Raw genomic sequence first — 13,307 nt, 5'->3', positions numbered from 1 at the left:
AGGTTGGCCAGTTTAGGTTGCCCGCGCCACCCGCACCAATGACTCCCGCGCAATCAGGATGTGAAACGGCATGATGGTGGCCAAGTACATCCGGCCAAACAGATTGTTGCGATGCACCCAAGTGGCGACAAACACCTTGCCGCCTTCAGACAACACTGAAACTCGGAAATTCAGATGGCTGTCGTCAAATCCGGCAATGACTTCGGTGTCACTTTCGCTCTCGACCGGGAAAATCCCAACACAGTCCTGATCTTTGGGTGCCTCGGTGCGCAGCCCAAAAGGTCTCACCAAAACGGTGCGCAAGTTGGCCAGCATCTGCGCCCAACCAGGAAAGTTGGTGACAATTTCCGCCGCTTGGCGTGGCGGCATGTCGCTGTCGATGCAGTAACAATCCAGAAAATCCTCCGGTGTAATACGGGCGTGCAACTGGCTGTTTTCGGGCAAGGGTGCGGCGGTGACATCAAAGAATGAAACGGACATGTGCGTCTCCTGATTTGTTCGCGCTGTCACGCTGCGGTAAAATCACGGAAACGCCAAGGCGTCAGAAAGTCACGCCTTCTCCACCTTGGCGTCGCTGCGCCGCTTCAGGTCCTTGCTCATCATCACAATCAGGGTGAGCACAATTACAAAGCCCACCGGCATGGTCAGGATCACCAAACCAGCATTGGAATACGCCGAATTGAGCTGTGCCCCGATGTTTTCACCATTCACCAAACAGCCGTCAGTGTGCATTGCCATGCCAAATGTGCAGCCGTGAGCCTCCGCTGTACGCTGCGCCCACCACACCAGATAGGCTGGCCACACACAGGCAGCCAGCACCAGCGTCAGGATCACATAGGCAATCTTGCGCCGCAGTCTCACGCTTTTAGAACTTTCAAGGCTTCGCCCAAATCAATTGCACCATCATACAGCGCGCGACCGGAAATCGCGCCGTTGAGCGCTGCACCACAGTTTTTTAGAGCTTTGAGATCGTCCACCGAGCTCACACCGCCGCTGGCGATCACTGGAATTGACACAGCTTTGGCCAATGCAGCGGTTGCGTCCACGTTGGGGCCCTTCATTGCGCCGTCACGCAGGATGTCGGTGTAAATGATCGCACAAACTCCGTCGTCCTCAAACGATTTGGCCAAATCAATCACATCCACATCGGTCTCTTCGGCCCACCCTTTGGTGGCCACTTTGCCGTCGCGTGCATCAATGCCCACGGCCACTTTGCCGGGAAACTCTTTGGCGGCTTCGCGCACCAGGTCCGGATTTTCCACTGCAACTGTGCCAAGGATCACACGCGATAGACCTTTGCCAATCCAACGCTCGATGGTTGCCATGTCGCGAATGCCACCACCCAGCTGTGCCGGAACGTTGGTCTGCTTGAGAATTTCCTCAACCGGAGTGGCGTTGATCGGAATCCCTGCAAACGCACCGTTCAAGTCCACCAGATGCAGCCATTCACAGCCTGCTTCGACAAACTCCAACGCCTGCGCGGCGGGGTTTTCGTTGAACACGGTTTCCTTGTCCATGTCACCATGCAGCAGACGCACGGCATTGCCATCTTTGAGGTCAATCGCGGGATAAAGGATCATGGGGCAGGGGCCTTTTTGTCGTGTCGCGCCGAAACCGGCTGTTAAGATTGGTTTTGCATGGTGCCGCAAAAATTGCAACGCGGCGGGATCGTGCCACCTGACCCAAAGTCAGGGTTGATGCGACTCACTGGCTTGCCGCAGAGTTTTGAGCAAATACTCGGGAGGAAAAAGATGAAGAAAACCTTACTGGCTGCGGCCATGACCCTGATTGGAGCCACATCGGCCATTGCGGACCCCATTTTTGGCACCTGGAAGACCATTCCGGATGACAACGGCAATTATGGCCTGATCAATGTGACCGCCTGCGGCAGCACCATTTGCGGCACTTTGGCCAAATCGTTCAACCCGGATGGCAGTGCGCTCGACAGCCCCAACAATGGTCGCAAGATCATTTGGGACATGAAGTCAGACGGCGGTGGTGCCTACAGTGGCGGCAAAGTTTACTCGCCGGACCGCGACAAGACCTACAAAGGCAAGCTGGTGCTCTCTGGCAATTCCTTGGCGGTGAGCGGCTGTGTGTTGGGCATCTGCCGCAGTGGTGGATCCTGGACCCGTGTGAAGTAACGCGTCTCTGCTGAAACACAAAAAGGCGCGGTTTTCCCGCGCCTTTTTTTAATGCTGGACGGGTCCGAAGATTACACCGCGCCGGTGTATTCGCCGCGTGCCGGATAGTCGTTCTTGATGGCAAAATCCAAGGCGCCGAGCAGCTCGCTGAAATGCGGACGCACAAACGGCATTGTCTGTACTGAGCCATAGTACAGGGCTTGCTCTGGGCTCACCATAAACAGACCTGGCTCACTGAACAGCGCAGGCTCTTCAATGCCGATCGAGGTCTTGCCACGTGAGGTGGAGATATACAGACCCCAGTCTTTGGCCACATTCAACGGCAGATCATAGGCCACGCGCAGGCCGGTGGCGGTAACCTTCTCCGCCATGTCTTTGGCGCGCTCTTCGCCGTCGCTGCTCACTGCCACACAAGTCACGCCGCGTTCGGCAAAGGCTGCGACAAGCTTTTCCAGCTCTTTCAGGTAGGTGGCGCAAATCGGGCAGTGCAGGCCGCGATAGAAGCACACCACTGTGCCTCGCTCAGATCTTTCAGCGGAGAGATCAAAGGTGCCGCCCCCCACAAGCGGCAGCGTCAGGTTTGGGGTTTTTTGACGGGGGATCAGCATTTGATTGTCCTCTTTTTTGTGCTTCCTGGACTTATGGTCGGGCTTCATGTCAAATAAATCCGATTGATCGTGCTGAAACTCCGAAAGCCCCAAATGGACCGTCTGACCACGCTTGTTGAAAAATTCCACCTCTCCGTGCAGCCTGCCACGCTGTCTGAGGCCAATCTGATTGCCAAAGCCGGGAACGATGGCACACCGGCGCGGGTGGTGTTTTTCACGCGCGGCGCCTGCACGACCATTTGCGCGGGTGAAGTCCTGTTTGCCGCCCATGTGGATTGGATGGGGCTGTCCAACCCTTTGATGGCGGCCCTGCCGGAAGAGGTGCACTACGATCTCAGTGGCGAGGATGACAGCCGGGCTTTGGTGCGTCTGATGGCGGAAGAGACCAATGCAAACCGTTGTGGGGCGCAATCGGTGATCAACCGCTTGGGCGAAGCATTGATGGTGCGGCTGCTGCGCGACCAAATCTCCCAAGGCACCACCGATGTTGGCCTGCTGGCTGGTCTGGCGGATCCACGGCTAAGCCGCGCCATTGTTGCCATGCATGATTTCCCCGGCCGCGTCTGGAGCAACGCTGACCTTGCGCAAGAGGCGGGGCTGTCGCTGTCACGTTTTTCCGAACTCTTTGCCCAAACCGTCGGGGAAACCCCGATGGGTTACCTGCGCCGCTGGCGACTTATACTGGCGCACCAAGACATCACGCGCGGCGACCGCGTGGACGCTGTCGCCCGCCGCTATGCCTACCGTAGCCCGGAAAGCTTCACACGCGCCTTCCGCAAGGCCCATGGGGTTGCCCCCACATCCCTGCGTGCGGCATAACTCTTCAGGTTCTCATTCCGAAAATATCCCGGGGTGAATTGCGCATCAGCGCAAGAGGGGCTGGCCCCTCCCGCGTCGGCTTTTAGGGCGCCCACTTCAGGAAGTTGCCAATCATGCGTAAGCCAATGTCCTGGCTCTTTTCCGGGTGGAACTGCATGCCCACCATGGTGTCACGCCCAATGATGGCGGTCACGTCGCCGCCATAGTCCACATGTGCCAGACGCTCTTCCGGTTTGGTCACGTGGAATTGGTAGGAGTGCACAAAATATGTGTGATCGCCGCTTTTGATGCCATCCAGCAGCGCGTGCGGATGGTCAATCACCAGATTGTTCCAGCCCATATGCGGCACTTTCAGGCTGACATCACTTGGGGCAATTTTCTCAACGTCACCCTCAATCCAACCCAGCCCTTGGGTGAGCTCATATTCATGCCCGCGTGACGCCATAAGCTGCATGCCCACGCAGATGCCCAAAAACGGTCGTCCTTTGACTTCCACCGCTTCGACCATCGCGTCGTAAATGCCTTTGTGGCCACGTAGCTCGGCGGCACAGGCCGGAAACGCGCCATCTCCGGGCAGAACCAACCGGTCCGCCTTGGCCACCACATCCGCATCCGAAGTCACCACAACCTCGCCGCCATGAACCTCTGCGGCCATCCGTTGAAAGGCTTTTTCGGCAGAGTGCAAGTTGCCGCTTTCATAGTCGATGATCGCCGTGAGCATGATCTTGGTCCTGTCTTTTGGTATCGCTTCCAAGTGAAACGAAACGCCGCGCGGGTCAAGAGGCTGTGGGTCAAGCGGGGCGTTTAGCCAGTGGCCTGTGTGCCAATCCGGTCAATCAGCGCCATGACCGCCTCAAACGGGCTGTCTTCAATGGGCGCGTCGGTACAGCCAAACTCACCCCCAAGGTAGAGCAGGGTGAAGCCATGAATCAGTGACCAGACCTGCGCCTCCACGATATGAGGGTCTTCGCCTTCTGGCACAAACGGCGCGCAGACCCCGCGCAAAATGAGGTAAGCTTCGGCCTCTTCGCGGTTGTCGCTGCGCGGCGCATGGACGCCCAACCCATGTTCCCCAAACATCACTTTGAGCAAGCCACTGTGGCTTAAGCCAAACTGCAAATACCCTCGGCAGATACCACGCAACCGTTCCCGGTCAGTCTGCTCGCCCGCGTTAATGGCGTCCGTCATGTATTTGGAAAATATGTCAAAACCTTCTTCGGCAATGGCGGTGATCAATCCCGGCAAACCCGCAAAGTGATGTGCGGGTGCTGCATGGGACACGCCAGCACGGGCGGCACATTTGCGCAAACTCAACGCTTCCAATCCGCCTTCTTCCAGCAGATCGATGCCCGCCTGAATCAACGCGCGTTTGAGATCTCCGTGGTGGTGGCGGGTTTTTGCTGTGCTCATGGGCGCACACTACGCCGTGACTTGACAGTGTCAAGCAGTTCTGATTTTTACAGTGTCAAGATTAACTTTACAGTGTCAAAATTGAGTGGAGTCACCCATGTACCCCATCCCCAAACGCCCGTTGTTGCCACGCAGCCTGCCCGTGATCTGGTTCCTCGCCATTGCCATCGCCTTGGCGTCGCTGCGGTTTTTGATTGCGGACATTGCTTTGGTCATGCCGTTTATGCTGCACCATGCCTTGGAACGCCCAATCCTGCTCTACGGACATATCGCTCTGGCCCCTGTGGCGCTGGCCCTGCTGCCCTTGCAATTCAGCACCAAAATGCGCCTGCGTCGCCCAACACTGCATCGTTGGTTAGGCCGGCTTTATGGGGTGGTGATCCTGCTCTCCGGCCTGTCCGGCTTTTTCCTCGCCTTCCAAACCGAGATGGGTCCAATCGCAGCCTCCGGCCTTGCCGCCCTCGCGGTGGCCTGGCTCAGCACCACGGCCGTCGCAATCTACCTTGCTATCCAACGCGACATCCCGGCCCACCGACGGTGGATGATCCGCTCTGCTGCCTTGACCCTCGCAGCCGTGACTTTGCGACTGTACCTGCCCATAGGTGAACTCACCGTCGGGTTTGATACGGCTTATCCGCTGATCTGCTGGGCCTGCTGGGTGCCCAACATGTTTGTGGCGGAATGGCTGGTCCGACGTGAGCTTGCCCCAAGCTCCGCACAACCCGCTTAAGCACAAAAAGCCCGCACAGTGCGGGCTTTTTCACGTCTGAGTCAGTTGGCTGGCTTACAGCGCACCCTTGGTGGACGGGATGGCATCTGCCTTACGCGGGTCCACTTCCACCGCCTCACGCAGTGCGCGGGCCACGGCTTTGAAAGTGGCCTCGGCAATGTGGTGGCTGTTAAACCCGTGGATCTGATCCACATGCAGGGTGATCCCGCCGTGTGTGGCAAACCCCTGGAAGAACTCACGCACCAGTTCGGTGTCAAAGGTGCCAATCTTCTGGGTTGGCATCTCCAGATTCCAGATCAGGAAGGGACGCGCGGACAAGTCGAGGCTCGCCCGCACCTGCGCATCATCCATCGGCAGGTGGCAGGTCGCATAGCGACGGATGCCTTTTTTGTCGCCCAAGGCCTGCGTCAAAGCTTGGCCCAGCGAGATACCCACATCCTCCACCGTGTGGTGATCATCAATGTGGTAATCACCTTCCGCGCGGATGGTCATGTCAATCAGGCTGTGACGCGACAGCTGATCCAGCATGTGGTCAAAGAAGCCCACGCCGGTCTTGTTGTCATACACCCCGGTGCCGTCGAGGTTGATCTCCACGGTGATCTTGGTTTCCGCAGTGCTGCGGGTCACGCTTGCCTGACGCATCTGGTCATCCTTCGCTGATAGTCGGCCACCTTATAGGCAGCCCTCCCGCGCGGGCCAAGGGGGCGCAGTTTGCGATTGTGGTCAGGGTGGCATTTGTGCCAGCTTACCCCCAAACCGACATGAGGGCTTTTATGACCACCTGCGTCTTTATCCAGATCCGCTGCAAACCCGGCACCACCTACCGCGTGGCCGAAGAAATTGCGCTCAAGGAAATCCACTCCGAGCTGCATTCCACCAGTGGCGAGTATGACTTGCTGATGAAACTCTACATCCCCGAAGGAGAGGATGTGGGCAAGTTCATCAACCACCATATGCTGGATATCGCAGACGTCGAACGCACGCTAACCACGCTGACGTTTAAGGCGTTCTGAGCCGGTCTAAACTGCTTTGCCGTTGATCCAGGTGGCCGCGATGGCGCGGTCATCGCCCATCATGATGGTGGGGAACAGCGCTTCCCACAGGTCATTGGCCCGCACGGACCGCTGTGCAATCTCTGGCGTGCTTTCCAAATCCAAAACCACCAGATCAGCTTCCATACCGACGGACAGATTGCCAATCTTGTCTTCCATATGCAGCGCGCGTGCGGAGCCTTGTGTCGCCAGCCACATCAGTTCGGCTGCGTGTATAGGTCTGTGCCGCAGCTGCCCAACTTCATAGGCGCTCGCCATGGTGCGTAACATGGAGAAGCTTGAGCCACCGCCAGTGTCACTGGCAATACCAACCCGTTGACCCGCCGCCATCAGGCCCCCCATGTCAAACAGACCTGAGCCAATGAACGTGTTGGAGGTGGGGCAATGGATCAAACCCGCCCCAACCTCGCGCAACCGATCTTTCTCGCGGTCTTCCAGATGGATCGCGTGACCATAGAGGCCTTTCTCTCCCAAGAGGCCAAATTTCTCGTAGGTGTCCAGATAATCCCGCGCGTCGGGGAATAGCTCCGCCACCCAGGCAATCTCATCTGTCTGCTCACTCAGGTGGGTCTGCATCAGGCAATCGGGATGCTCCGCCCAAAGGCTGCCAAGCGCTTCCAACTGCTCCGGCGTAGAGGTGGGCGAAAACCGAGGCGTGATGGCATAGCTGATCCGCTCCACACCATGCCAACGCTCAATCAAGGCTTTGCTGTTGTCAAAAGCGCTTTGTGGCGTGTCCCGCAGCCCGTCCGGCGCATTGCGGTCCATACAGGTCTTGCCTGCAATCACCCGCTGCCCGCGTGCTTGTGCCGCCTCAAAGAAGGCGTCCACCGATTCCGGGTGAATGGTGCAATAGCTCGCCATGGTGGTCACGCCATGTTTTGCCGTAAGGTCGAGGTAGGTGGCAGATATCTGATCCGCATAGGCCCGATCGCCAAAGCGCATCTCTTCGGGGAAGGTGTAGCTGTTGAGCCAATCAATCAGCCGTTTGCCCCAGCTCGCGATGATGCCAGTCTGCGGGTAATGCACATGCGCATCGACAAAGCCTGCTGAGATCAGCTTGTCGCCATAGTCGACCACCTCTGCCGCAGGGTGGGCGGCCCGCATGTCATCTGCGGAGCCAAGCGCGACAATGCGGCCGTTCTCCACAACAACCCCACCATGTGTCTCATGGTGCGCCGCGTCCACGCCAGCCTCAAACGGATTGGCGGCAAAACTCAATGTTTGCCCAAGCAGTAGGGTCTGTGCGCACATAAATCTCTCCAATCTCTTGAGGGCGGGTCTTTTTTCCGGGGCAACAGGTCGTGTCCCATTGAGTCCTAGCTTTGATTTACTCTATGGTCCGTGGCAAGTCCAAGGCCACACAAACTGGCCCATCGCCATGAAGGAGCGCGTCATGCCCAACACAGAGTTGCAGACCGCCCCCGAAGCAGACAACGAAGACTACGCGCTCTCAAAGAAACTGGTGGCAGGTGTCCTCTATGCGTTGGAGGCACAGGACCGTCACACGCTGATTGAGCTGACCGAGCCACTGCACCCGGCCGACATCGCTGACCTTCTGGAGCAGATCAGCCCGCTTGACCGCCGCCGCCTTGTGCAGCTTTACGGCGAAGAGTTTGACGGCGACATCTTGTCCGAACTGGATGATGGTCTGCGCGAAGAGGTCATGGCGGTTCTCAAGCCGGACGTGCTCGCAGAGGCGGTGCGCGATCTGGAAAGCGATGACATTGTCGACATCGTTGAGGATCTCGACGAGCCCGCGCAGGAAGCCATCCTTGAGACGCTGGAAGATGCGGACCGGGTCGCTGTTGAACAGGCGCTGAGTTATCCGGAGAACACCGCTGGTCGTTTGATGCAGCGGGAGACTGTTTGTGCGCCTGAGCATTGGACGGTGGGAGAAGCCAGTGACTATTTACGGAGTGCCGAGGAACTTCCGGAACAATTCTACCATGTGATCCTTGTGGACCCGCGTATGAAGCCCGTGGGCAATGTCACATTGGGCAAGCTGATGTCATCGCATCGCGATTTGCCACTGACCAAAGTGGTGGAAGAGTTGTTTCAGGTGATCCCAGCCACGCAGGATGAAGAGGACGTCGCTTACGCCTTCAACCAATATCACCTGATCTCCGCCCCTGTGGTGGATGAGGATGAACGGCTTGTGGGTGTGATCACCATTGATGACGCCATGGTGGTGCTCGATGAGGAACATGAAGAAGACATCCTGCGCATGGCGGGTGTGAGTGACGAAGCAAGCCTGTCTGACACCATCCTTGATGCCGCCAAGGGCCGCGCCACTTGGCTGTTTGTGAACCTGCTGACCGCCATTTTGGCGTCCGGCGTGATCAACCTCTTTGCGGACACCGTCGATCAAATGGTGGCGCTTGCCGTGCTGATGCCCATTGTGGCTTCCATGGGGGGGAACGCAGGCACACAGACCATGACCGTGACCGTGCGCGCTTTGGCGACCAAAGACCTCACCGCGCAGAACGCCTGGCGGGTAATCCGTAGGGAAGTATCGGTAGGGGCATTAAACGGTGCGCTGTTTGGTCTGATCATGGCAGGGGTGGCCGGTGTCTGGTTTGGGGTGCCCATGCTGGCGCTGGTGATTGCCGTGGCCATGTTCCTCACCCAAATCGCCGCCGCGCTGGGCGGTATCCTGATCCCCATGACGCTGGAACGCATGAACGTCGATCCAGCACTGGCGTCCGGGCCCTTTGTGACCACCGTAACCGATGTGGTGGGGTTCTTCCTGTTTTTGGGCCTGTCAGCTCACATGCTGTTGTAACTGAAGGATACGGCAATGGATTTCACTCAGCAGAAGGCCGCCGCGCGGAAGCTGGCCTTTACCCGTCGCAAAGAGGCTTTTGCCAATGCAGGTCCCGGCCAATCGGCGCATCTCTCTGAAGTTCTCGCCGGGTATCGTGGGGTCCCACTGGCCGGATACATGCCGATCCGCACAGAAATCTCACCTCTGGCCGCGATGGCGGAAGCTTCGGCCCATGGCCCCGTGGGGGTGCCAGTCATCCAAGGCGAGGCCATGCCCTTGGAGTTCTCCCGCTGGGAACCGGACTGTGCCCTGCGCGAGGGCCCGTTTGGCGCCCAAGTGCCTGTAGAAGACAACTACTTTGATCCGGAGATTGTGATTGTGCCGCTGGTGGCCTTTGACATCAAAGGGGGGCGGCTTGGCTATGGTGGTGGCTTTTATGACCGCACGTTAGAACGCTTGCGATCTCGCCGTGCCACGTTGGCCATTGGCTTGGCCTTTGACGCACAAGAAGCTGACCACTTGCCTTTGGAAGACACCGATCAGCCTCTTGATATGATGATCACGGACACCCGCATCATCGAGTTTTAGGACTCAAACTCCGGGTTGGCGCCTGTGGCATTCACACGGAAATACTCCCAAGCATCCTGCTCACCGCCGCCTTTGAATTTACAGACGCCGTATTGATTGCCGTCTGCGTCTTTGCGGATTTCATAGGCGTGACCTTGATTGATACAGAAGGTGGCTGCGGGGTTGGCCGCATCTGTGGCTTGGTTTGGTGCGGAGTATTCGTCACAGCCTGCAAGGACAGCCAAACTGCCAGCCGCTGCCAGAGTCAAAATTGGTTTCATAAAAAACATCCTGTGTTGTCAGTTCCCGCTTAAGATATCGCCTGATTGGTGTGGAGCAAGGGCGGAGTACACGCTGACTGGCGCCATTACGCCACATTCCGCTGGTGACACTCTTGCCAAGCGCGAAACTCCCCCCTAGGACGATCCCCATGAAAATACTTTTCCTTGGTGATGTGATGGGCCGCGCGGGACGTGCGGCTGTGGCGGAACGCCTGCGGAAGCTGCGCGACGAATGGCGACTGGATTTTGTTGTTGTGAATGGCGAGAACGCCTCCAACGGCATGGGCTTGTCCGGCGATCACGCCAAGTCGCTGCTGGACGCCGGCGCGGATTGCATCACGCTGGGCGACCATGCCTTTGATCAAAAGGACATGTTGCAGTTTATTCAAAATGAACCTCGTGTCATTCGTCCGCTGAACATTGCTCGCGGCGATGTGCCCGGCAAAGGCTTTCGCGTGTTCACCGCTCGCGCCGGTCGTAAGGTGCTGGTGACACAGGCGTTGGGTCAAGTGTTTATGAAGCAGCCATACAGCGATCCGTTTTCGGCGGTGGACCAAGTGCTGCGCGCCCATCCACGTGGTGGCATGGTGCAGGCGGCGATTGTTGACATGCACTGCGAAGCCACGTCTGAGAAAATGGGCATGGGGCACTACTGCGACAGTCGTGTGAGCTTGGTAGTGGGCACCCACACGCATATCCCAACCGCAGATACACAGATCCTGCCGGGCGGCACCGCGTTTCAGGCCGATGCCGGCATGTGCGGCGACTACAACTCGGTGATTGGTATGGAAAAAACCGAACCCATGCGCCGCTTTGTAACCGGCATGCCAAAATCACGCTTCACACCCGCGCTGGGCGAAGCCACACTGTCTGGTGTCTATGTGGAAACCGATGACCGCACCGGCGCCGCGACCCGCATTGAAATGGTGCGACAAGGTGGCCGTCTCAGCCAATGTGGGCCGAGCTAACCCGACCGACAGCCTTCAAAACCAGACGATCCTCAATCACGTTGACCACGCAAATGCATTTGCGAGTAGATATGACGTTAGAGCGATCCAAGTCCTATGATGCACCTGCGGAAAATCTGTTGCCCAACAGGGCCTTCATGCTAAACGTTGGCCGCTGGTAACATTGGGATTGGTATGGACCTTTTTGCATTTTCGCAAACCACACAGGCTGTTTTGGCGCTTCTTACCGTGTTGGGCATGTTTGTGCTGTTTCTGCGCGAAGCGTATCCCACCGAGGTGGTTGCTATCGGCGGTGTTGCGGTCCTCCTGTTTTTGGGGGTTCTGCCGTATCAAGCCGCCTTAGGGGTTCTGTCCAACCCAGCTCCATGGACCATCGCAGCGATGTTCATTGTCATGGGCGCCTTGGTGCGCACGGGGGCTCTGTCTGTTTTCACGGCTTTGGCAGATGGGCAGGCGCAAGAGCGCCCACAAGTCGCGATCTCTGTGTTGCTGTGCTTTGTGGTCATCGCCTCTGCCTTTGTGTCCAACACGCCGGTCGTGGTGGTGATGATTCCGGTGTTCACCCAACTGGCGCGAACCTTGGGAACGTCGGCATCCAAACTTCTGATCCCATTGAGCTATGCGGCCATCATGGGCGGAACGCTGACCCTTATCGGGACGTCGACCAACCTTCTGGTCGATGGTGTGGCCCGCGACCAAGGCTTGGAGCCGTTCAGCATCTTTGAAGTCACGCCTCTGGGCCTGATCATCGTCGCTTGGGGCATGGCGTATCTCTACTTCTTTGGCCGCCGTCTTTTGCCGGAACGCGCCAGCATGGCGGACCTGCTTTCCAACCGCAGCCAGATGAAATTCTTCACCGAGGCGGTGATCCCTCCGGAAAGCAACTTGATTGGCCGAGAAGTCACCGGGGTGCAGTTGTTCAAGCGGGACGGCGTGCGTTTGGTTGACGTGATCCGGGGCGACACCTCTCTGCGCCGCAATTTGGCTGGTGTGACCTTGCACGTAGGTGACCGTGTGGTGTTGCGAACCAAAATGACAGAGCTGTTGAGCCTTCAGCGCAACAAGTCTTTGAAACGTCTGGATCAGGTTGGCTCAGTGGAAACCACCACGGTGGAAGCGCTGATCACGCCGGGCTGTAAAATGGTTGGCCGTCGCCTTGGTGCCTTACGTTTGCGTCGCCGATTTGGCGTCTATCCGCTGGCGGTACACCGCCGAAACCAGAACATCGGACAGCAGTTGGATCAACTGGTGGTCCGCGTGGGTGACACATTGCTGCTCGAGGGCGCGCCGGAAGACATTCAACGCCTCGCCAGCGAGATGGACATGGTAGACGTGTCCCAGCCCTCGGAGCGGGAATACCGTCGAGGTCATGCCCCCATAGCCTTAGGCGCGATGATGGGCATTGTGATTCTCGCAGGCATGGGCGTGGCCCCAATCCTGTATCTCGCAATTCTGGCGGTGGCTGTGGTGCTGCTGACCCGCTGTATTGATGCGGATGAGGCGTTTTCCTTTGTGGATGGCCGTCTGCTGTCGCTGATCTTCGCCATGCTTGCCATCGGGGCCGCGCTGTCGCATTCCGGCGCGGTGTCGCTGATTGTGAATGGCCTTGCCCCGGCGCTACAAGGCCTGCCGCCGTTCCTGCTGATTTGGGCGATCTACCTGCTGACCTCGGTGCTCACAGAGTTGGTGTCCAACAATGCGGTGGCCGTGGTGGTCACGCCAATTGCTGTAGGATTGGCACAGGCCATCGGCGTGGATCCGCGCCCATTGGTGGTGGCGGTGATGATTGCCGCTTCGGCCAGCTTTGCCACCCCAATTGGCTATCAGACCAACATGCTGGTCTTTGGCCCTGGCGGCTACAAGTTCACCGACTTCATGCGCGTGGGCATTCCGCTGAACCTGTCGATTGGCATTCTGGCCTCCGCGTTGATCCCTTACTTCTGGCCGCTTTAAGTAGAGGG

17 protein-coding genes are annotated in these 13,307 nt (G+C 57.9%); 8 read left to right on the top strand and 9 right to left on the bottom strand.

Going from position 1 to position 13,307, the window contains the following annotated elements; translation table 11 throughout:
- Positions 1 to 12: 12 nt before the first annotated feature.
- The 3 genes from QOL67_RS06705 to hisA form a co-directional block, all read right to left on the bottom strand.
- The gene (locus tag QOL67_RS06705) at positions 13 to 480 is read right to left on the bottom strand and encodes a DUF2867 domain-containing protein (protein WP_283425192.1); all 468 of its coding nucleotides are present in this window, start codon (positions 478 to 480) and stop codon (positions 13 to 15) included.
- Between the two features lie 69 nt (positions 481 to 549).
- Positions 550 to 861 carry a hypothetical protein gene (locus tag QOL67_RS06700; protein WP_283425191.1) on the bottom strand — a complete coding sequence of 104 codons (312 nt, stop codon included), beginning with the start codon at positions 859 to 861 and terminating at the stop codon, positions 550 to 552.
- The gene (gene hisA / locus QOL67_RS06695) at positions 858 to 1,580 is read right to left on the bottom strand and encodes a 1-(5-phosphoribosyl)-5-[(5-phosphoribosylamino)methylideneamino]imidazole-4-carboxamide isomerase (protein WP_283425190.1); all 723 of its coding nucleotides are present in this window, start codon (positions 1,578 to 1,580) and stop codon (positions 858 to 860) included. Before hisA ends, QOL67_RS06700 begins: the two co-directional genes overlap by 4 nt.
- A 171-nt stretch (positions 1,581 to 1,751) precedes the next feature.
- Here hisA and QOL67_RS06690 point away from each other — a divergent pair, with 171 nt between their 5' ends.
- The gene (locus QOL67_RS06690; protein WP_283425189.1) at positions 1,752 to 2,144 is read left to right on the top strand and encodes a DUF2147 domain-containing protein; all 393 of its coding nucleotides are present in this window, start codon (positions 1,752 to 1,754) and stop codon (positions 2,142 to 2,144) included.
- Positions 2,145 to 2,215: 71 nt separating this feature from the next.
- On the opposite strand, the gene QOL67_RS06685 is transcribed toward QOL67_RS06690, so the two are convergent.
- Complete coding sequence (locus QOL67_RS06685) at positions 2,216 to 2,752, bottom strand: peroxiredoxin-like family protein (RefSeq protein WP_283425188.1); 537 nt, start codon at positions 2,750 to 2,752, stop codon at positions 2,216 to 2,218.
- 93 nt (positions 2,753 to 2,845) lie between these two features.
- Here QOL67_RS06685 and QOL67_RS06680 point away from each other — a divergent pair, with 93 nt between their 5' ends.
- A complete protein-coding gene (locus QOL67_RS06680) occupies positions 2,846 to 3,571 on the top strand; it encodes an AraC family transcriptional regulator (RefSeq protein ID WP_283425187.1) in 726 nt (241 codons plus the stop codon).
- A gap of 82 nt (positions 3,572 to 3,653) precedes the next feature.
- Here QOL67_RS06680 and hisH read toward each other — a convergent pair whose 3' ends face one another.
- Together hisH and QOL67_RS06670 are read right to left on the bottom strand one after the other, a co-directional pair.
- Positions 3,654 to 4,292 (bottom strand): imidazole glycerol phosphate synthase subunit HisH, encoded by a 639-nt coding sequence (gene hisH / locus QOL67_RS06675; protein ID WP_283425186.1) that lies wholly within the window; start codon positions 4,290 to 4,292, stop codon positions 3,654 to 3,656.
- 83 nt (positions 4,293 to 4,375) lie between these two features.
- Positions 4,376 to 4,981: a TetR/AcrR family transcriptional regulator gene (locus QOL67_RS06670; protein ID WP_283425185.1), complete on the bottom strand. Its 606-nt coding sequence runs from the start codon at positions 4,979 to 4,981 to the stop codon at positions 4,376 to 4,378.
- Positions 4,982 to 5,078: 97 nt separating this feature from the next.
- On the opposite strand from QOL67_RS06670, the gene QOL67_RS06665 reads away from it, so the two are divergent.
- Complete coding sequence (locus QOL67_RS06665) at positions 5,079 to 5,711, top strand: DUF2306 domain-containing protein (RefSeq protein ID WP_283425184.1); 633 nt, start codon at positions 5,079 to 5,081, stop codon at positions 5,709 to 5,711.
- Between the two features lie 54 nt (positions 5,712 to 5,765).
- On the opposite strand, the gene hisB is transcribed toward QOL67_RS06665, so the two are convergent.
- Complete coding sequence (gene hisB, locus QOL67_RS06660; protein WP_283425183.1) at positions 5,766 to 6,353, bottom strand: imidazoleglycerol-phosphate dehydratase HisB; 588 nt, start codon at positions 6,351 to 6,353, stop codon at positions 5,766 to 5,768.
- 131 nt (positions 6,354 to 6,484) lie between these two features.
- On the opposite strand from hisB, the gene QOL67_RS06655 reads away from it, so the two are divergent.
- Positions 6,485 to 6,724 (top strand): Lrp/AsnC ligand binding domain-containing protein, encoded by a 240-nt coding sequence (locus QOL67_RS06655; protein ID WP_164641951.1) that lies wholly within the window; start codon positions 6,485 to 6,487, stop codon positions 6,722 to 6,724.
- Positions 6,725 to 6,730: 6 nt separating this feature from the next.
- Here the strand turns inward: QOL67_RS06655 and guaD are convergent, their stop codons facing one another.
- Positions 6,731 to 8,017: a guanine deaminase gene (guaD, locus tag QOL67_RS06650; protein WP_283425182.1), complete on the bottom strand. Its 1,287-nt coding sequence runs from the start codon at positions 8,015 to 8,017 to the stop codon at positions 6,731 to 6,733.
- Between the two features lie 142 nt (positions 8,018 to 8,159).
- On the opposite strand from guaD, the gene mgtE reads away from it, so the two are divergent.
- Both mgtE and QOL67_RS06640 read left to right on the top strand, forming a co-directional pair.
- Entirely contained in the window at positions 8,160 to 9,548 is a 1,389-nt protein-coding gene (mgtE, locus tag QOL67_RS06645; protein WP_283425181.1) for a magnesium transporter, read from the top strand.
- A 15-nt stretch (positions 9,549 to 9,563) separates the two neighbouring features.
- The gene (locus tag QOL67_RS06640) at positions 9,564 to 10,118 is read left to right on the top strand and encodes a 5-formyltetrahydrofolate cyclo-ligase (RefSeq protein ID WP_283425180.1); all 555 of its coding nucleotides are present in this window, start codon (positions 9,564 to 9,566) and stop codon (positions 10,116 to 10,118) included.
- Here QOL67_RS06640 and QOL67_RS06635 read toward each other — a convergent pair.
- Positions 10,115 to 10,378: a putative hemolysin gene (locus QOL67_RS06635; protein WP_283425179.1), complete on the bottom strand. Its 264-nt coding sequence runs from the start codon at positions 10,376 to 10,378 to the stop codon at positions 10,115 to 10,117. The two genes, QOL67_RS06640 and QOL67_RS06635, sit on opposite strands and share 4 nt — an antisense overlap.
- Positions 10,379 to 10,527: 149 nt before the next feature.
- Here QOL67_RS06635 and QOL67_RS06630 point away from each other — a divergent pair, with 149 nt between their 5' ends.
- Positions 10,528 to 11,346, top strand: coding sequence for a TIGR00282 family metallophosphoesterase (locus QOL67_RS06630; RefSeq protein WP_283425178.1), 819 nt, complete (start codon positions 10,528 to 10,530; stop codon positions 11,344 to 11,346).
- Positions 11,347 to 11,520: 174 nt separating this feature from the next.
- Positions 11,521 to 13,299, top strand: a complete 1,779-nt coding sequence (locus tag QOL67_RS06625; RefSeq protein ID WP_283425177.1) for an SLC13 family permease — start codon at positions 11,521 to 11,523, stop codon at positions 13,297 to 13,299.
- Positions 13,300 to 13,307 lie beyond the last annotated feature (8 nt).

The sequence above is a fragment of the Shimia sagamensis genome (genome assembly GCF_900182745.1).
Taxonomy (GTDB): Bacteria; Pseudomonadota; Alphaproteobacteria; order Rhodobacterales; family Rhodobacteraceae; genus Shimia; species Shimia sagamensis.
This window is presented reverse-complemented; position numbering and strand designations above follow the sequence as displayed.